Below are 17530 nucleotides of genomic sequence, written 5' to 3' on the forward strand. Positions count from 1 at the left end.
GACGGGACCACCTTCCGGCGGACGGGGACGACGACGGGCGGGCGGGGCGGGCGGCGGCTCAGTGCGGACGGCCCGGCCGCTCCACGCAGAGCGCGCCCGTCGGGGACTGCAACAGCGTGTGGACGAAGACCAGCTCGACCCCGTCGGCGGAGACCGCGGCCAGCCGGTGCGGGGTGAGCGAGTCGAAGTGGGCGGCGTCGCCCGGATCGAGGAGGTGGACCCGCTCGCCCAGGGTGAGCCGCAGCCGCCCGGTGAGCACGTACAGCCACTCCTCGCCGGGATGCACCCGTACCACGGAGTCCTGCACCGCGGGCGGGATGTGGACACGCAGCGCCTGCATCGCGCGGTCCGCCCCGCCGACCCTGCGGTAACTCCAGCCGCCCGCCTGGCCGGACTCCAGCCGGCCCGCCCGGACCACCGGGTCCCGGGTCGCCGGCTCCTCCCCGAGCAGCTCGGCCACCGTGGTGCCGTATGCTCGGGACAGACCCAGCAGCACCGGCAGCGACGGCTGACGGCGGTCGGTCTCCAGCCGCGACAGATGCGCCGGCGAGAGCCCGACCCGGGCCGCCGCCGCCTCCAGCGTGAGCCCGCTGCCCCGCCGCCGCTCGCGCAGCCTGGCCCCCAGCCCGGTCACCTCGCCGAACGAGGGGGACGGCCCGGCGTCCGGCGGCGTGCTGTCGTTCATGGCTCCAGTGCACACCCCTCATGCCCCACAGGCAAGAAATTTGCCTCAAAGGCAATCCCCTCAGCGGGGCGCCGTTGACCAGCGCGTTCCCGGGCCGGGAGGCTGTCCCCGCACAAGCGGCGCACAACCCAGGGGGAGGACCACATGCCCAAGGACGCGGTGGTGATCGGCGGCGGACTGGCCGGAATGCTCACCGCCCGGGCACTGCTCGGCCACGCCGACCGGATCACGGTGCTGGAACGCGACCGCTACCCGGCCGGCCCGGTCTTCCGCAAGGGCGTACCCCAAGCCCGCCACCTGCACATCTTCCTCAGCGGCGGCCACGACGCGCTGGAGACGCTGCTCCCCGGCACCGGCGCCGCGCTGCGCGAGGCCGGCGCCCACCGCCTCGACATCCCGCGCGACCTGCTCACCCGGATGCCCAGCGGTTGGCAGCGCCGGATCGACGACCCCAGCACCTTCATGCTCTCCTGCACCCGGCCGCTGCTCGACGCGGTGGTGCGCGACCGCGTCCTCGCCGAGGCCGGCGACCGCATCCAGATGCTCCAGGACACCACCGTCACCGGACTCCTCGGCACCGCCCACCGCGTCACCGGCGTCACGGTACGCACCAAGGACGCCGACGCCACCGAACGCGAACTGCCCGCCACCCTCGTCGCCGACGCCGCCGGCCGCACCTCCCGGGCCGCCCAGTGGCTGGCCGCGCTCGGCCTGCCCGAACCCCGCCTGGAAGTGGTCGACTCCGGCCTCGCCTACGCCACCCGCGCGCTGCGGCTGCCCCAACCGCCCGACGCGGCCCTGTACATCCAGCCGGCGCCCGGCAACCCGCGCGGCGGCGTACTCGTCCCGGTCGAGGACGGCATCTGGCTGATGACGCTCTACGGCGTGCGCGGCCACCACCCGCCCACCGACCCCGAAGGCTTCCTCGCCTTCTCCGCCACCCTCGCCCACGGCCGCGTGCACGACCTCGCCAAGGGGGCGGAGCCGGCCGGCCCGGTGCACGGTTTCCGCGACACCGCCAACCGCCGCCGCCACTACGACGCCCCCGGCGCCGTCCCCGAGGGGTTCATCGCCGTCGCCGACGCCGCCTGCACCTTCAACCCCGTCTACGGCCAGGGGATGTCGGTGGCCTGCCAGGGCGCCCTCGCGCTGCGCGCCGTGCTCGACGGCACGCCGCTGGACCGCCCCGGCTTCGCCGCCACCGCCCAGCGCGCGGTCAGCGCCACCGCCCGGTCCGCCTGGGCCATCTCCAGCGGCGCCGACCGCCCCTACGTCCCCGGCGCCACCGACGCCCTCGGCCTCGCCGACCGGGTACTGGGTCGCTACTTCGCCCGGGTGACCGCCCGCGCCGCGATGGACCCGGTGGTGCGCGCCGCCTACCACCACGTGCTCTGCCTCACCGCCCCGCCCACCCGCCTGCTCGCCCCGCCGGTCGCGCTGCGCGCCCTGTTCACCCCGGCCCGCCGCGGTCTGCCGGACCCGCCGTCGGTGGTGGAACGCCGGTAGGCCCGGTCGCCGGAAGCGCGCCTGCCCCGCGACGGCCAGGGGGCGTCGGCCTAGACGCCGGCCGCCGTCGCGCGCAGGCGGGCGTGGAGGTCCTGGTGGGGGACGCCGGGCGGCAGCCAGGCTTTGCGGATCTTGGCGACCACGGTGTAGTTGGCGTCGCAGACGTTGGCCAGGGGGGATTCGACCGCCTGGGTCACCAGTTGGTAGGCGTCCAGCTCGGACAGGCCGTAGTCGCGGGCGAGCCAGCGGACCAGGTCGAGTTGGGCGATCCGGAAGGCGTCCTCCAGCGGCCGGGCCGAACCGGTGGAGATCAGATGGGTGTCCGACTCCAGCCGCGGCCACGGCGTGCTCACCCCCTTGAGCAGCTCCACCACGACCACGGTCTCCATGGCGCACTCGACCGCCACCCCGCACGTCTCGCCCTCGCCCTGCCGGGCGTGTCCGTCGCCGAGCGCCAGCATCCCGCCCTCGACGTTGACGCCCAGGAAGCACGTGGTGCCGACGCGCATCTCGGGCGTGTCGAGGTTGCCCCCGTGCGCGTCCGGCACCAGCGAGGAACGCACCTCGAACCCGGCCGGGGCCACCCCGACCGTGCCGTGCATGGGGTCCATCGGCAGATCGACGGTGATCTCGCTGTCCCGGGCGGTGAACCGGCAGACGCGGCGCGCGCGGTCCAGCTCCCACAGCCACACCGCCTCCGGCAACGGCGGTTGCAGCGTCGCCGTGGTGGCCGTCGAGGTCAGCGCCCCGAACAACGGCACGGTGCTGGAGGCCGCCCAGTCCCGGGCCGGCTCGATCGAGACGAAGTGCACCGCCAGGGTGTCCCCGGGCTCCGCGCCCTCGACGTGGAACGGCCCGGTGAGCGGGTTGAGGAACGGAAACCGGCACACCTTGGACACCAGGTCGTCCCGGGTGCGCACCCGGCCGCCGAAACAGTCCTCGGTGAACACCTCCAGCACGGTGCCCGGCGTGATCCGCGCCACCGGCGGCACCCCGCCGAACGTCCATGCGTAGCCGTCCGCCGCCGGCCGCACCGTCACCCTGCGCGTCATGCCCGTTCCCCTTCCGCCGCGTCCTCGTCCAGATGGATCCGCCCCGCCGCGGCCAGCCGGTCCGGATGCCGCCGCCCCACCACCGCCAGCACGACCACCCCCAGCAGCAGCCAACCGCCCACCACCGCACCGGCGTACGAGGCCGGCGGCGCCGTCCGGACGACGAACGGGAAGACCGGCAGCCCGGCCGCCGTCAGCAGCGCCGGGGTGAACACCGCGATCGCCAGCAGCGGGCACACCAGATGCGGTACCGGACGCAGCCGCGGCGTCCCGCGCCGCATGAAGTACCCCGCGCAGGCGACCCCGGTGACCAGGTAGACCCCGATCACCACGATCACGATGACCGTCGCCACCAGCACGAACGCGGTGGCCGGCGAGTAGCGCAGCCCCAGCGCCGAGGTCACCCCCACCGACACCGCGAACTGCGCCGCCACCGCCGCCACCGGCGACCGGAACCTCGGGTGGACCACGGCCAGCAGCGGCGGGAAGACCCCGATACGGCCGAAGGCGAACGCCGTGCGGGTGGAGACGTTGGCGCCCGCGTTGGCGTTGGCCAGCGTGGAGTTGACCACGGCCAGGAAGACCAGCAGCCACCACACCCCGGACAGCGAACGGGCCACCCCCTCCCAGGAGGCGGCGCCGGAGGTGCCGAAGGCGGCCATCCGGCCCGGCCCGTAGTACACCGTCATGGCGTAGCTGGTGACCAGGTAGACCGCGCCGATGGCCACCGTCGCCCCCAGCACCGCCAGGCGCACCGTGCGCCGGGGCGCGCGCGCCTCCTCGGCGAGCGCCGCCGCCGCCTCGAACCCGGCGAAGGCGAGCACCGTGTACACCGACCCGGCGACCACCCCGCCCGCGCCGCGGTGGCCGGGCGGGGTGTGCGCGGTGGTGAAGACGCTCACCGTGTTGTGCGCCCCCGCCTTGACGATCAGCAGCCCGGCGAGCGCCACGAAGACCGCGAGCTCGAAGGCGCCGAGCACGGTGCCCAGCCACGCCGAGGCCCGTACCCCGCGCACCCCGGCCAGCGCGATCACCACCGCCCCGGCCAGCGCCCACGGCCACCACAGCCCAGCCGGATATCCCGGCCACCGCTCGTGCAGCGTGTCGGCGGTGGTGAAGCCGAGCTGGAGCAGGAGGAGGACGGGCACCAGGGCCTGCGCGAAGACGTACCCCCACGCCACCAGGAAGCCGGCCGCCGGGTGGATGCCGCGCGCCGCGTAGGTGGCCAGCGAGCCGGCCGCGGGCAGCTGACGCGCCAGTTCCCCCACGCACACCGCCGCGAACAGGCAGCCGACCAGCGCCGCCGCCACCGACAGCGGCAACGCGCCGCCCGCGAAGGCGGCACCCGAGGGGATCGACGCGGCGATCGCGGCGGCCGGGGCCATCGCGGTGACGCTCTGGAAGAGGACCTCCCGCAGCCCGACCGCGTCGCGTCGCAGCCCCTGCGCCGCCCGCGCTCGTCCGCCCACCGTGACCCCTTGCCAGCCGAACCGGCGAGAACCGTACGGCGGTTCAGGCTAGGCGGCGTCCGGCCTTCCGGGGAAGGGGGCCGCGGGGGTCAGGCGGCGGCCACCGCGCGCTGGTACAGGGCGCCGATGTCCCCGTCGAAGTAGGCGCTGTACGAGACGTCGTCGGTGCTGCCGCCCTCCTCGTAGCCCCCGATGACACCGATCACGGTGTCGCCGCCGGTGACCCACGGGCTGCCGCTGGTGCCGCCGCTGTAGGCGGTGCAGGCGATCCGCAGCTGGCCGGCGGTGAACGGCGAGATCCGGTTGACGCAGGTGATCGGGGCGTCGCCGTCGGCCGGGTAGCCGGTCAGCCGCACGGTACGGGTGGTGTCGGCGTCCAGGCCCAGCCGGTAGCCGCCCAGGACGTCCTGCACCCGGCGGCCGTCGAGCGGCTGGACGGTGACGAAGGCGACGTCGAGGTCCTGGTCCTGGCCGGCCACCCAGCGCGGGTCCAAGGTGGCCTTGCCGAGCTTCCACACCCCGTAGGGGGCCTGCCCGTCGTGGTAGCCGGGCACGAAGAACAGGTCGTCGGTGCTGCCGCTGACGCAGTGCGCGGCGGTGACGATCAGGTCGCGGGTGGCGCTGCCCACCACGGCGGCGGTGCAGTAGTGGTCGCCGTCGGAGGAGACCGGCCCGTGGAAGATGGCGCCCACCCGGGCCACCGAACGGGTGGTGTGCAGCGGGTGCGAGGTGCCCAGCGCGGAGGCGGAGCCGCTGAGCGCGGCGGCGCTGGCGGTCGAGCCGATCGACACGATCACCAGCCAGGAGAGCAGCAGCGCGATGTCGCGCCAGGCCCGGCGGGAGCGCAGGGCGCGGCCGATCCGGCTGTGCCGGTTCCGCGGGTGCTGCCTCGACATACGCGGTGACCCTTCCTGCCGGTGGCGGGGCTGGTGGCCGGTGAGGGCAGGGCGGCGGCCCTCGGCGAAGACCATGGCGGACGACTATGAGAAACGGCTGTGAAGGCTCTCAGAGACGGGTGATTCCGCACCGGTGACTTCCGCGGCCGGGCCCTGTGAGCGGTGATTGTGGAGGGCGTGCTCCATTCGGCGCAACCCGCGGCGCCTCATGCACAGGGAGCGCACAGCAGACGCATGGGAAGCGCCACGGAAAGTCCGCTTCCGTACCTTTCCCGGTCCGGCGCGCGTCCGCCCCCGCACCGGCCGGACCGGCTGCCGCGCGGGACGTCGTGGCCCATCGGCCCCTGTGACGGATGATCGGCCAGTGACGCCCCGCCCGCATCCGCAGCGGCCGGCTCCCCGCGCGGGAACCAACCGCGCACAGCGGGCGTTGGTCACGGTAGGCGGAGGAAAGGGGCAGGCGATGGCCAACCGAGGTGCGTACGCCGTGGGCGGTGTCGCGGTGGCGCTGGTGCTGATATGGCTGCTGCCGCTGTGGGCGGCCCTGCTGATCATCGTCGGGGTGCCGGCCGGCGGCTATCTGCTGCTCGACCCCGCGCAGCGGCGGAGGCTGCGCAGGGTGGGCCGCAAGGAGCTGCGCCGCTGACCCGGCGGTGACGAGCACCACGGCGGCGCTGTGGTGCCGCCGTTGTGCCGTCGTGGTCCGCCTCGTGGTCGAAGGGTTCACCTGGCGCGGGAGTTCTGCCACCCTGGCGGGGTTGATCACGTGCGCCGGAGGGACCGCGTCCGGCGCCGCGCCCGCGTTGGGGGAGAGTCCGTGAAACGTCGCGCCGCCGTCCTCTCGGCCCTCGCCGCGGTGCTGGCCGCCACGACGGCGGGCACCACGCTCACCGCCACGGCGCACGGCGGCCGTCCCGCCCCCGCGCGCCACGGCACGCTGCTCGACGCCGTACCGCGCAGCGGCGTGCTGCGGGTGTGCACCACCGGTGACTACCTGCCGTACAGCCACCGCGACCCGAAGACCGGCGACTACCGCGGCATCGACATCGACATGGCCCGCGACCTCGCCCAAAGCCTCGACGCCAAGGCCGAGTTCACCCCGACCACCTGGTCCGGGATCCTCGGCGACCTCACCGCCGGCCACTGCGACATCGCGATGGGCGGCGTCTCCGTCACCCTGCCCCGGGCCCGCGCCGCGGCGTTCAGCGAGCCGTACCGCACGGACGGCAAGACCCCGATCACGCGCTGCGCGGACCAGGACGACTACACCACGCTGGAGCGCATCGACCGCCCCGGCGTCCGGGTCGTGGTCAACCCCGGCGGCACCAACGAGGCGTTCGCCCGGGCGCACCTGCACCGCGCCACCATCGTCGTCCACCCCGACAACACCACCATCTTCGACGAGATCGTGGCCGGCCGCGCCGACGTGATGATCACCGACGCCAGTGAGACGCTCTACCAGGCCAAACTGCACCCGCAGTTGTGCGCCGTCCACCCCGACCACCCGTTCACCTTCGCCGAGAAGGCCTACCTGCTGCCGCGCGGCGACCGGGAGTTCGAGGACTACGTCGACCAGTGGGTGCACCTGCGCACCCACGACGGCACCTACCAGCGGTTCGCCGCGCCCTGGCAGTAGGCCGGGAAGGACCCGTCAGGCCAGCGTCAGCCAGGCGAGGCTGCCCAGCCCGGCCAGGGTGCAGTAGACGGCGAACGGCGTCAGGGTGCGGGTCTCGAAGTACTTGGTCAGGAAGCGTACGGCCACGTACCCGGCGAGGAACGCGGCGACGCTGCCGGCCAGCACCTGGCCGCGGATGCCGTTCCCGGCGGGGCCCAGCAGCGCCGGCACCTTCAGCAGCGCGGCGGCCCCGATCACCGGGGTGGCCAGTAGGAACGCGAAGCGCGCGGAGTCCTCGTGGTTCATCCCGCGGAAGATGCCGGCGCTGATGGTGGAGCCGGAACGGCTGATGCCCGGGCACAGCGCCAGGATCTGCGCGGCGCCGATCCAGGCGGCCTGGCCGAGGGTGAGCTTGGTGATCCGCCGGTCCGAGAGCACCTCGGGGTCGAGGTGTTCCTCGCCCGGTGCCACCGACGCCCCGGCCCGCCGCCGCCCGGTGCCGCCGCGCCGCAGCCGTTCGGTGACGTAGAGCACGACGCCGTTGAGCGCCAGGAAGCAGGCGGTCGGCACCGGTTTGCCCAGCGTGCTGCGGAAGACCTTGTCGAGCGCGAGGCCGGCCACGCCGACCGGGATGGTGCCGGCGATCAGCAGCCAGGCGAGGCGTTCCTCGACGGTCCGGATGCGCCGCCGGCGTATAGAGCTGAACAGGCCGCCGATCACCCGCGCCCAGTCCCGCCGGAAGTACACCACCAGCGCCAGCGCGGTGGCCAGGTGCAGCCCGATGAGCACGCTCAGATACGGCGAGCCCTCGGCGGAGACGTCCAGGTCCTGCTTCCAGTGGCCGCCGAGCAGCGCGGGCAGCAGGATGCTGTGGCCCAGGCTGGAGACGGGGAAGAGCTCGGTGACCCCTTGCAGCAGTCCGACGCCGACGGCTTCGGGGTAGGTGAGGACGGACATCGACGGCCTTCGCTCGCGGATGACGGAACCCGCGGAACGTCCGCCGGGCAAGCAGAAAGTACTACAGGCGGAAAACGCCACCCAGTGGAGGAAAAGGAGTTCACCTGCTGGTTTGTCCCCGTTCACCCGGGGAGTCGGGCGGTGGCGCCGGGTCCCTCCTGGCCGGCGAGGAGGCGGTGGAGCAACTCCTCGTCCTGCGGGGTGAGTTCGGAGACGAAGCGGGAGAGCACGGCGGCCCGGTCGGGGCCCTGCTCCAGCAGCGAACGCATCTGGTCGGCGGTGTGCGTGGCCGCGTCGGCGACCGGGGCGTAGGCGTAGCCGCGGCCCGCGCGGTGCCGGGTGAGCACGCCCTTGTCGTACAGCCGGGACAGGATGGTCAGCACGGTGGTGTAGGCGAGTTCGCCGGGCAGCTCCTCGTTGACCTGCGCCGCGGTGCGCGGTCCGTCGGCGGCCCACAAGGCGGCCAGCACGGACGCCTCCAGCTCGCCGTTGGCCCTGCGGCGGCGTCGTGCCCCGCGCTCGCTGCCGCGCCTCACCCGACCGCCCTCCTCGTCGTCCGTGCCCTGGTGCCGGGGTCGGCCGGGGTTCGCCCGTCGTGGCGCCCGGCACGGCACCTCGCGGGCAAACCCTGGCCGACGCGGCACTAACCATTTCCGGTCCCGCGATACAACCCAGCAATCTACTCCTTCTCGTAAAGCCTCGGTGTCACGGCGGAGTGGGCCGGAATCAACTACTACACGTTGTAGAGTCTCGCGTGTCCGCACCGGACCGGCCCCGCATCCGGCCGGTCGCGTCGGTCGGTGGCGCCGTCGTGCGCCCGTGCGGTGCCGCCCGGCACGCATGTCTCCGGCCGGCCGCGCACGCGGCGTCGTCCCCAGACCACGGAGGCAAGGTCGGTCGTGTCCCATACCCGCAACCCCGGCGGTCCCGCGGGTGCCGCCGCCGGCCGCATCGTGATCATCAGCGCGAGCGTCGGCGCCGGCCACGACGGCGCCGCCGGCCAACTCGCCCGCGGGCTCGCCGCCCACGGTCTCACCGTCGACCGGCACGACTTCCTCGACCTGCTGCCGCTGCGCCTCGGTCGCGCCGTACGCGGCGGCTACCACCGGCTGCTGACCCACGCCCCCTGGGCCTACCAGCGGATCTACGCCGCCACCGAACGCGACGGCACCGGCCGCCTCACCGAGGCCGTCCTGCGCACCGCCCGGCGCCGCACCCTCGCCGTCCTGCCGCCGGACACCCGGGCCGTCGTCGCCACCTACCCGCTGGCCGGCCAGGTACTGGGCGCGCTGCGCCGCACCGGACGGCTGACGGTTCCGGTGCTCACCTACCTCACCGACTTCTCCGTCCACGCGACCTGGGTGGCCGACGGCGTCGACACGCACCTGGCGGCCCACCCGATACCGGCCGCCCAGGCCGAGGCACACGGCGCCGCCCGGGTCGAGGTGACCGGACCGGTGGTCGACCCGCGGTTCACCCGGGCCACCCCGGCCCTGCGCGCCGCCGCCCGCGCCCGGTTCGGGCTGCCCGCCGACGCTCCGCTCGCCCTGCTGGTCGCCGGCTCCTGGGGGGTCGGCCCGATCGAGCGGGCGGCCACCGAGATCCGGGACCGCGGCGCCGCCGTCCCCGTGGTGGTCTGCGGACGCAACCGGGCGCTCGCCGACCGGCTGCGCGCCCACGGTGTCCCGTACGCCTTCGGCTGGGTCGACGACATGCCGGCCCTGATGCACGCCGCCGACGTCCTGGTGCAGAACGCGGGCGGGCTCACCTCGCTGGAAGCCTTCGCCGCCGGTCTGCCGGTCGCCTCCTACGGCTGCATACCCGGCCACGGACGCACCAACGCGGCGGCCCTGGACGCGGCCGGCCTCGCGGTGTGGATCCGCTCCCCGGACGACCTGCGGCCAGTGCTCGCCGAACTCCTCCACGGTCCGCGCGGGAGGCGCCAACGGGCCGCGGGCCGGGCGCTGTTCACCGGCGACACCGCGCGGGAGGCCGGTGGACACGGCCGGTTCGCCCGGCGGGCCGCTCCGGTCGCGGGCCCGGTCGGCGCGGTACTGGACGCGGCCACGCGCCCGGTCCTCGCCCCCGTCCCGGCGTCCGCCGCAACGCGCCCGGTGCGGGCCGCCCGGCGCCGCCCGCAGACGCGTACCGCGCTCGCCCTGGCCGCCGTCCTCGCCGCCGCCGTGCTGGCCGGGCCGGAGGCCGCCGAGACAACCGTGGCCAGAAGCGGGTTCCATCTGCTGTACGCGTTCGTACGCTGAGGTGCCACGGCACCGAGCCCGAGGTGCCGCCGCCACGGTAACCCCACCCCGCGAGGAAGAACCGCATGTCCCGCTCCCCCCTCGTCCCGCTCGCCAAGGCCGGGCTGGCGGCGCTGCCGGTGCTGGCCGCCGCGCACGCCGCGCCCGTCGTCTCCACGTTCGGCCCGCTGCGCAACCGCTGGATGCCCCGGCTGTCCGGCCACGGCCGCCCCGACCACGTGGCGCTCACCTTCGACGACGGCCCCGATCCGCTCTCCACCCCGCTCTTCCTGCGTGCTCTGGAGGGCCTCGGGGTGAAGGCCACCTTCTTCGTCCTCGGGTCGATGGCCCGCCGGTCTCCCGGGCTGCTGCGGGAGATGGCCGCGGCCGGCCACGAGATAGGCGTCCACGGCTGGCACCATCGTCCGCTGCTGCTGCGCGGCCCGCGCGCCACCCACGACGACTTCGCCCGCGCCCGCGACGAGGTCGCCGCCATCACCGGCGAGCGCCCCTCGCTCTTCCGGCCGCCGTACGGGGTGATGTCCGCCGCCGCCCACCTCGCCGCCCGCCGCCTCGGCCTCACCCCGGTGCTGTGGACGGCGTGGGGCGAGGACTGGACGCGCCGGGCCACAGCGCACTCGGTGTACCGGACCGTCGCCGCCGATCTGCGCGGCGGGGCGACGGTCCTGCTGCACGACTCCGACTGCACCTCGGCGCCGGGGGCGTGGCGCTCCGCGCTGGGCGCGCTGCCGATGCTGCTGGACACCTGTGTCCGGCGCGGCCTGGAGGTCGGCCCGCTGCGGGAACACGGGCAGCCGTGGGCCGAGCACGCCTGCGCCCTCCGCCGCCGGCCCGCGCTCCGTAACCTGGCGGTGTGACCGACGAGCTCTTCCCCCGGCCACGCGCCGAGATCGCCCCGGGCGCGGTGCACGTCCCCGGCTGGCTCGGTCCGGACGAGCAGCGGCGGTTGCTGGCGGACTGCCGCGCCTGGGCGAGGCCCCCGGCCGGGCTGCGTACCGTCACCATGCCGAACGGCGGCCGGATGTCGGTGCGTTCGGTCTGCCTGGGCTGGCACTGGTACCCCTACGGCTACGCCCGCACCGTGGTTGACGGCGACGGGGCGCCGGTCAAACCGTTCCCCGCACCCCTCGGCGACCTGGCCCGGCGCGCGGTGACCGAGGCGTACGGGGAACCGTGCGCCGAGCCGTACGACATCGCGCTGGTCAACTTCTACGGCGAGGGCGCGGCGATGGGGATGCACCGGGACGCCGACGAACGGTCCGCCGCCCCGGTGGTCTCCCTCAGCCTGGGCGACGCCTGCGTCTTCCGGTTCGGCAACCCCGGCACCCGTACCCGGCCGTGGACCGACGTCGAGCTGCGCAGCGGCGACCTGTTCGTCTTCGGCGGCCCCTCCCGCCTCGCCTACCACGGCGTCCCGCGCACCCGCCCGGGCACGGCCCCGCCCGCGCTGGGGCTGACCGGCCGGCTCAACATCACGCTGCGGGTCAGCGGCCTGCCGGGGTGACCGGGCCCCACCCGGCGGAACACCACATTCCGCCCGCCGCGCCCGTCCGACCTGTGACAACGGCTCCACGAACGGGTGAACGAAGAGCCGATACGGAACACTCGCCGCCGATCGTGCGTTGGAGGCGGCATGACGGGAAACGACGAGCGCCGAGAAGCGCTGCTGCGCCTGCTCACCGAAGTCGACGGCGGGGTGCTGGTCACGCTGAAGAAGGACGGCCGCCCCCAACTCTCCAACGTCAACCACGCCTACGACCCCGACCAGCGCCTCATCCGCGTCTCCATCACCGACGACCGGGCCAAGACCCGCAACCTGCGCCGCGACCCCCGCGCCGCCTACCACGTCACCAGCGCCGACCGCTGGTCCTGGACGGTCGCCGAGGGCACCGCCGAGCTGACCCCGGTCGCCACCGACCCGCACGACGACACCGTGCGGGAACTCGTCGACCTCTACCGCGCGGTACGCGGCGAACACCCCGACTGGGACGACTTCCGGGCCGCCATGGTCCGCGACCGCCGCCTGGTGCTCCGGCTCCCCGTCGAGCACGTCTACGGCCAGCCCGCCGCCGGCCCGCGCCCGGCCCCCGCCAAGCCCTCCGGTGAGCGGGAGGGCGACGCGTGACCGCCCCCCGCCCCTACGCCTTCGGCGCCGAACCGTCCGGCGCCCGCCTCGCCCGCATCCGCCGCTCCCCGCACTTCTCCGGCGACGCCTTCGTCAACCCGCCCGGCCCCGTCCACCAGCCCCCGCACGGCCCCGGCTGGGGCATGCTCCGCTCCCAGCTGCGCAAGGCCGAACGGATACGCCGCCGCCCCGCCGCCCCGGTCCCGGTGCACCCCTGCACCCTCGCCGACCTCGCCGCGCCGCCCGCGTCCGGACTGCGGCTGACCTGGCTGGGCCACTCCAGCGTGCTCGCCGAGATCGACGGACGGCGCGTGCTCTTCGACCCGGTGTGGGGCGAGCGCTGTTCCCCGTTCGCCTTCGCCGGGCCGCGCCGGATGCACCCGGTACCGGTGCCGCTCGCCGAACTCGGGCCACTGGACGCCGTGGTGATCTCCCACGACCACTACGACCACCTCGACCTGCCCACCATCCGCCAACTGCTGCGCACCGACGTCACGTTCGCCGTCCCGCTCGGCGTCGGCGCCCATCTGGAACGGTGGGGCGTCCCCGACCGGCGCGTCGTCGAACTGGACTGGCACGAGTCGGCCACCCTCGCCGGGCTCACGCTGACCGCCACCCCCGCCCGCCACTTCTGCGGCCGGGCACCCCGCAACGCCCAGCGCACCCTGTGGGCCTCCTGGGTGGTCGCCGGCCCCGAGCACCGGGTCTTCCACAGCGGCGACACCGGATACTTCCCCGGCTTCGCCGACATCGGCCACCGCTACGGGCCGTTCGACGCCACCATGATCCAGATCGGCGCCTACAGCGAACTGTGGGCCGACATCCACATGACCCCGGAGGAGGGGCTGCGCAGCCACCTCGACCTGTCCGGCGGCACCCCGGCGGGCACCCTGCTCCCCATCCACTGGGGCACCTTCAACCTCGCCCAGCACCCCTGGGAGGAGCCCGCCGAACGCACCGTGGCCGCCGCGCGGGCGCACGGCGTCCGGTACGCCGTCCCCGTCCCCGGCCGCCCCTTCGAACCGGCCGGCCCGCTGCCCACCGCCCCCTGGTGGCGCGCGGTCGCCGCCCCCGCCCCCGAGCCCCGCGCCACCGCCGCGCCGGCCCCCGTCCCCGTTCCCGTCCGGGAGCCGGGTACCTCCGGCGGCGCGGGCATACCGGCGACCGGGGGCGCCCCGGTGTGAGCCCTCGCGGGGCGGGCCGTCCGAGGGTGGCGCCCGCCCCGCCGCGTCATACCCGGAGCCGACTGCCGTCGGCGAAGGCCACCGTCACCTCCCCGCCGGAGACTCCCACGCGGGTGCCCCGGGCCGCTGCCGCCGTCCCGGCCTCGTCCACGGGTTCGCCGGTGAGCCGTACCAGGGTGACGTGGACGCTGTGCCCGCCGGGGTGGCGTCCGGTGGCCAGCCAGGGGGTCGCGGAACAGGGGCCGACGGCGTTGGCGTCGGTGTGCCGTACCACCCCGGCGCCGTCCCACCCGTACACGCCGACGACCACGCTGGTCAGCCCGTCGGCACGGCGCACCAGCGCCCAGCGGTCGCCGTGGACGGCGGCGGGCGGCCGGTCACCGGCGACCGCGTGGCCGCCCTCGCGCACCGTCACCCCGGCCGGCGCCCGCACCCGGTGCACCCGCACCTCCCAACCCCCGTGCACCACCGAGGTGGTGGCGACGGGGTAGTCGGCCGCGTCCCCGGGCAGCCGTGCCGCGTACCAGGACGAGGCCCGGCGGCCGCGCACCGCCAGCGGACGCACCACGGTGCGCCGGGAGGGCGTGCCGTCGGCGGCCACCAGCGCGATGTGCCCGTCGAGACGGTGACGCCAGGCGTGTTCGGCGCTCTCCGGCGCGGTGGAGGTGGAGTAGGCCAGCTTGGCGTAGTGCGGATCGTCGGTGGCCGCCTCGGGCCGGGCCGGGTCGTTGTGGTCGCTGCCGTGGTTGAGCAGGCGCACGATGCCGTCGGCACGGGTGGCGTGCAGCAGCCACCCCGGCACCGGCAACGCGGTGACGCGGTCGCCCGATTCGACCGGCAACGGCGACTCCGGCGCCGTCCACACCGGGTCCTCCGGCGGCAGCAGCAGCCCCAGGAACGCCTTGCCCGCCCAGTACGGCGAGGCCGGTCCCGAGTACGACTGGGTCACCGGTGGGAACGGCCGGTACCACCCCGGCGTCAGCAACCCGCGCCCGTCCGGCACCCCGCGCGCCCAGAAGTGCCGCACCGCCCCCGAGGCCAGCCGCCGGGTGCGCCCCGGCGGCAACGGCGTCGCCCCGGCCAGCGCGCCCAGCCACACCGGGGCGACCGCCGCGAACCGGTAGGCCAGCGACCGCCCCTGGTGCACCGGCGCCCCGTCCGCCCCGAAGAAGTGCTGGTAGTCGTCGAGGAACCGGCGCAGCCGCGACCGGTACGCCGCCACCCGCCCCGCATCCGCGCGCGGCCCCGCGATCCGCGCCCACAACAGCGGGTACAGATGCATCGCCCACGCCGCGTAGTGGTCGAAGTTGCGGCCGTCCCCGTCGGTGTACCAGCCGTCGCCCAGGTACCAGTCCTCGACGCGGTCCAGCCCCGCCTCGATCTCCGCCCGCCGGTGCGGCCCGCCCACCGAGGCCAGGAACTCCTCGCCGACCACCTGGAACAGGCGCCAGTTGTTGTCGTGCGTCCGGTTGCCGACGAAACCGGCGAGCCAGTCGGTGACGCGCTGCCGGACGGCGTCGTCGAGCCGGTCCCACAGCCACGGACGGGTCTCGTGGAGCCCGACGGCGATCGAGGCGGCCTCCACCATCGGCTGCGAGCGTGCCGTCAGCGGCGGCCACCGCTCACCGCCCGCCGGATCGGTCCCGGCGGCCAGCCCCCTCGCGTACCGTTCGAGCAGCGCCGGCTCCACGGCGCCGCGTGCCCCGGCGATCCGGAACGAGGCCAGCAGGAACGACCGGGCGAACCCCTCCAGCCCGTCCGAGAGCGCCCCCGAGACGCTCGGCCGCCCCGGCAGCCGGTACTGGGCGAACCCCGGCGACGCGTACGGCACCAGCGCCGCCAGCAACCGGTCGGCCAACGCCTCCCAGTGCGCCCTCGTCCACCCCGTGAACGGCGACCGCTGCCGGTCCTCCTCGGGCCACGCCACAGCGCGCTCCCTCCCGTCCTGGACGGAAAGCGCTTACCGCCCGCGCGCGCCAGTCTCACGCACGCCGGTGTCCGGGGCAAGCACGGGGACGGGGGAGGGGCGGCGCGCCGGTGTGGTGGTGTCCGGGAGGTCGTGCCCCGGACGCGTCCACCCGGATGCGGGGCCGGGGCGCGCTCGCCTCTGGGCGCGGCACAACCACCGGTCGCGGCGGCCCTCTTCACGGCCCGGCGGACGCGTGGCATGCTCACCGCGTGGCGGACACGCTGTGGCACCGGCTTCACATCGACCTGTCGCGGGTCGCCGCGGCCCTGTGTCGGGCCGGGTGACAGCGAACGGCAGTGACCACCCCGACGTCCCGAGGAGTCCGTCATGACCGCCGCACCGCACGACCACGCCGGCCGGCCCGCCCCCGACCCCACCCTCTACCGCACCCCGGCCGACGCCATCGCCGCGCCCGCCGAGACGCTCGCCTACGTCGTCGGCTTCGACCCGGCGGCCCAACGGCCCGACGCGTTGTTCACACTGGACACCGACCCCAGCTCACCGTCCTACGGGCGCGTGCTCCACCGCGCCGAACTCGGCACCCTGGGCGACGAGTTGCACCACTTCGGCTGGAACGCCTGCTCCAGCGCGCTCTCCCACACCGGCCACCACCACCCCGAACGCCGCTACCTGCTCCTGCCCGGCCTGCGCTCCTCCCGGATCCACGTCTTCGACACCGCCCCCGACCCCGTCCGGCCGCGTCCGGTCAAGGTCGTGGAGGCGGCCGAACTGGCCGCGAAGGCCGGCTACTCCCGCCCGCACACCCTGCACTGCGGCCCGCACGGCGTCTACCTCTCCTGCCTGGGCGGCGCCGGTGCCGACGGACCCGGCGGGGTCGCCCTGCTCGACCACGAGACCTTCGAGGTGCGGCGCCCCTGGGAGAGCGAACGCGGCCCGCAGCACCTCGCCTACGACATCTGGTGGCACCTGACCGCCGGGGTGGCCGTCACCAGCGAGTGGGGCACCCCCTCCATGGTGGAGAACGGCGTCGACCCCGAACTCCTGCTCGCCCGCCGGTACGGCCACGCCCTGCACTTCTGGGACCTCGACACCGGCCGCCATCTGCAACGCGTCGACCTCGGCGACCGGCACCAGATGGTCCTGGAACTGCGCCCCGCCCACGACCCCGGCCACACCTGGGGGTTCGTCGGCGTCGTGGTCGACGTCGAGGACCTGTCCGCCTCGGTGTGGCTGTGGTACCGCGACGGCGACCGGTTCGCCGTCCGCAAGGTCGTCACCCTCCCCGCCGAACCCGCCGACCCCGCCCTCCTCCCGCCCGTGCTGCGCCCGTTCGGCGCCGTCCCGCCGCTCGTCACCGACATCAACCTCTCGGTGGACGACCGCCGGCTGTACGTCTCCGCGTGGGGCACCGGCGAACTCATCCAGTACGACGTCAGCGACCCGCACCACCCGCGCCGCCTCGGCTCGGTGCGCCTGGGCGGCATCACCGGACGCCACCCCCACCCCTCCGCGCCCGCCACCGGGCTCACCGGCGGACCGCAGATGGTCGAGGTGAGCCGGGACGGCCGCCGCGTCTACCTGACCAACTCCCTCTACCGTGCCTGGGACGACCAGTTCTACCCCGACGGCATCGACCCGTGGCTGGTCAAGCTGGACACCGACCCGGACCGCGGCGGCCTCACCGTGGACCCCGCGTTCTTCCCGCACGGCGCCGACTTCGCCGGGCTCCGCGTCCACCAGACCCGGCTCGCCGGCGGCGACGCCTCCTCGGACTCCTACTGCTTCCGGTGACGCCTCCCACGCCGGGGAAGGCCGGCCGCCCCGCCACGGGTGCCGGCCCGCCGCCCCGG

16 protein-coding genes are annotated in these 17530 nt (G+C 75.2%); 9 read left to right on the forward strand and 7 right to left on the reverse strand.

What is annotated here, in order from left to right; all coding sequences use genetic code 11:
* Positions 1 to 58: 58 nt before the first annotated feature.
* The gene (locus SCATT_RS23450; RefSeq protein ID WP_014145662.1) at positions 59 to 685 is read right to left on the reverse strand and encodes a helix-turn-helix domain-containing protein; all 627 of its coding nucleotides are present in this window, start codon (positions 683 to 685) and stop codon (positions 59 to 61) included.
* A gap of 144 nt (positions 686 to 829) precedes the next feature.
* Here SCATT_RS23450 and SCATT_RS23455 point away from each other — a divergent pair, with 144 nt between their 5' ends.
* Entirely contained in the window at positions 830 to 2191 is a 1362-nt protein-coding gene (locus tag SCATT_RS23455; protein WP_014145663.1) for an NAD(P)/FAD-dependent oxidoreductase, read from the forward strand.
* Between the two features lie 50 nt (positions 2192 to 2241).
* Here SCATT_RS23455 and SCATT_RS23460 read toward each other — a convergent pair whose 3' ends face one another.
* The 3 genes from SCATT_RS23460 to SCATT_RS23470 all read right to left on the reverse strand — a co-directional run bounded on the left by SCATT_RS23460 (position 2242) and on the right by SCATT_RS23470 (position 5608).
* Complete coding sequence (locus SCATT_RS23460; RefSeq protein ID WP_014145664.1) at positions 2242 to 3243, reverse strand: acetamidase/formamidase family protein; 1002 nt, start codon at positions 3241 to 3243, stop codon at positions 2242 to 2244.
* A complete protein-coding gene (locus tag SCATT_RS23465) occupies positions 3240 to 4712 on the reverse strand; it encodes an APC family permease (RefSeq protein ID WP_014145665.1) in 1473 nt (490 codons plus the stop codon). The genes SCATT_RS23460 and SCATT_RS23465 overlap by 4 nt, the downstream gene beginning before the upstream one ends.
* An 89-nt stretch (positions 4713 to 4801) precedes the next feature.
* Positions 4802 to 5608 carry a trypsin-like serine peptidase gene (locus SCATT_RS23470; protein WP_014145666.1) on the reverse strand — a complete coding sequence of 269 codons (807 nt, stop codon included), beginning with the start codon at positions 5606 to 5608 and terminating at the stop codon, positions 4802 to 4804.
* Positions 5609 to 6071: 463 nt separating this feature from the next.
* Here SCATT_RS23470 and SCATT_RS23475 point away from each other — a divergent pair, with 463 nt between their 5' ends.
* Positions 6072 to 6254 carry a hypothetical protein gene (locus SCATT_RS23475; protein WP_014145667.1) on the forward strand — a complete coding sequence of 61 codons (183 nt, stop codon included), beginning with the start codon at positions 6072 to 6074 and terminating at the stop codon, positions 6252 to 6254.
* Between the two features lie 171 nt (positions 6255 to 6425).
* Complete coding sequence (locus SCATT_RS23480; protein WP_014145669.1) at positions 6426 to 7244, forward strand: transporter substrate-binding domain-containing protein; 819 nt, start codon at positions 6426 to 6428, stop codon at positions 7242 to 7244.
* Between the two features lie 15 nt (positions 7245 to 7259).
* Here SCATT_RS23480 and SCATT_RS23485 read toward each other — a convergent pair whose 3' ends face one another.
* Both SCATT_RS23485 and SCATT_RS23490 read right to left on the reverse strand, forming a co-directional pair.
* A complete protein-coding gene (locus tag SCATT_RS23485) occupies positions 7260 to 8180 on the reverse strand; it encodes an undecaprenyl-diphosphate phosphatase (RefSeq protein ID WP_014145670.1) in 921 nt (306 codons plus the stop codon).
* Between the two features lie 122 nt (positions 8181 to 8302).
* Positions 8303 to 8716: a BlaI/MecI/CopY family transcriptional regulator gene (locus SCATT_RS23490; RefSeq protein WP_014145671.1), complete on the reverse strand. Its 414-nt coding sequence runs from the start codon at positions 8714 to 8716 to the stop codon at positions 8303 to 8305.
* 363 nt (positions 8717 to 9079) lie between these two features.
* On the opposite strand from SCATT_RS23490, the gene SCATT_RS23495 reads away from it, so the two are divergent.
* From SCATT_RS23495 to SCATT_RS23515, 5 genes are all read left to right on the forward strand, one after another.
* On the forward strand, positions 9080 to 10441 hold the full coding sequence (locus SCATT_RS23495; protein ID WP_014145672.1) for an MGDG synthase family glycosyltransferase: 1362 nt from the start codon (positions 9080 to 9082) through the stop codon (positions 10439 to 10441).
* A gap of 65 nt (positions 10442 to 10506) precedes the next feature.
* The gene (locus SCATT_RS23500; protein ID WP_014145673.1) at positions 10507 to 11298 is read left to right on the forward strand and encodes a polysaccharide deacetylase family protein; all 792 of its coding nucleotides are present in this window, start codon (positions 10507 to 10509) and stop codon (positions 11296 to 11298) included.
* On the forward strand, positions 11295 to 11945 hold the full coding sequence (locus SCATT_RS23505) for an alpha-ketoglutarate-dependent dioxygenase AlkB family protein (RefSeq protein WP_014145674.1): 651 nt from the start codon (positions 11295 to 11297) through the stop codon (positions 11943 to 11945). Before SCATT_RS23500 ends, SCATT_RS23505 begins: the two co-directional genes overlap by 4 nt.
* 129 nt (positions 11946 to 12074) lie before the next feature.
* Positions 12075 to 12566, forward strand: coding sequence for a PPOX class F420-dependent oxidoreductase (locus SCATT_RS23510; RefSeq protein ID WP_014145675.1), 492 nt, complete (start codon positions 12075 to 12077; stop codon positions 12564 to 12566).
* A complete protein-coding gene (locus SCATT_RS23515) occupies positions 12563 to 13750 on the forward strand; it encodes an MBL fold metallo-hydrolase (RefSeq protein WP_014145676.1) in 1188 nt (395 codons plus the stop codon). The genes SCATT_RS23510 and SCATT_RS23515 overlap by 4 nt, the downstream gene beginning before the upstream one ends.
* Before the next feature lie 46 nt (positions 13751 to 13796).
* Here SCATT_RS23515 and SCATT_RS23520 read toward each other — a convergent pair whose 3' ends face one another.
* A complete protein-coding gene (locus tag SCATT_RS23520; RefSeq protein ID WP_014145677.1) occupies positions 13797 to 15677 on the reverse strand; it encodes a DUF2264 domain-containing protein in 1881 nt (626 codons plus the stop codon).
* A 369-nt stretch (positions 15678 to 16046) separates the two neighbouring features.
* On the opposite strand from SCATT_RS23520, the gene SCATT_RS23525 reads away from it, so the two are divergent.
* Positions 16047 to 17471 carry a selenium-binding protein SBP56-related protein gene (locus tag SCATT_RS23525; RefSeq protein WP_014145678.1) on the forward strand — a complete coding sequence of 475 codons (1425 nt, stop codon included), beginning with the start codon at positions 16047 to 16049 and terminating at the stop codon, positions 17469 to 17471.
* The last annotated feature ends 59 nt before the right edge of the window (positions 17472 to 17530 follow it).

It is taken from the genome of Streptantibioticus cattleyicolor NRRL 8057 = DSM 46488 (genome assembly GCF_000240165.1).
GTDB classification, from domain to species: Bacteria; Actinomycetota; Actinomycetes; order Streptomycetales; family Streptomycetaceae; genus Streptantibioticus; species Streptantibioticus cattleyicolor.

What these genes read in the sequence shown, in the direction of transcription:
- SCATT_RS23450 (WP_014145662.1), bottom strand. Translation starts at nt 685, where the DNA reads ATGAACGACAGCACGCCGCCGGACGCCGGGCCGTCCCCCTCGTTCGGC.
- SCATT_RS23455 (WP_014145663.1), top strand. Translation starts at nt 830, where the DNA reads ATGCCCAAGGACGCGGTGGTGATCGGCGGCGGACTGGCCGGAATGCTC.
- SCATT_RS23460 (WP_014145664.1), bottom strand. Translation starts at nt 3,243, where the DNA reads ATGACGCGCAGGGTGACGGTGCGGCCGGCGGCGGACGGCTACGCATGG.
- SCATT_RS23470 (WP_014145666.1), bottom strand. Translation starts at nt 5,608, where the DNA reads ATGTCGAGGCAGCACCCGCGGAACCGGCACAGCCGGATCGGCCGCGCC.
- SCATT_RS23475 (WP_014145667.1), top strand. Translation starts at nt 6,072, where the DNA reads ATGGCCAACCGAGGTGCGTACGCCGTGGGCGGTGTCGCGGTGGCGCTG.
- SCATT_RS23485 (WP_014145670.1), bottom strand. Translation starts at nt 8,180, where the DNA reads ATGTCCGTCCTCACCTACCCCGAAGCCGTCGGCGTCGGACTGCTGCAA.
- SCATT_RS23500 (WP_014145673.1), top strand. Translation starts at nt 10,507, where the DNA reads ATGTCCCGCTCCCCCCTCGTCCCGCTCGCCAAGGCCGGGCTGGCGGCG.
- SCATT_RS23510 (WP_014145675.1), top strand. Translation starts at nt 12,075, where the DNA reads ATGACGGGAAACGACGAGCGCCGAGAAGCGCTGCTGCGCCTGCTCACC.
- SCATT_RS23525 (WP_014145678.1), top strand. Translation starts at nt 16,047, where the DNA reads ATGACCGCCGCACCGCACGACCACGCCGGCCGGCCCGCCCCCGACCCC.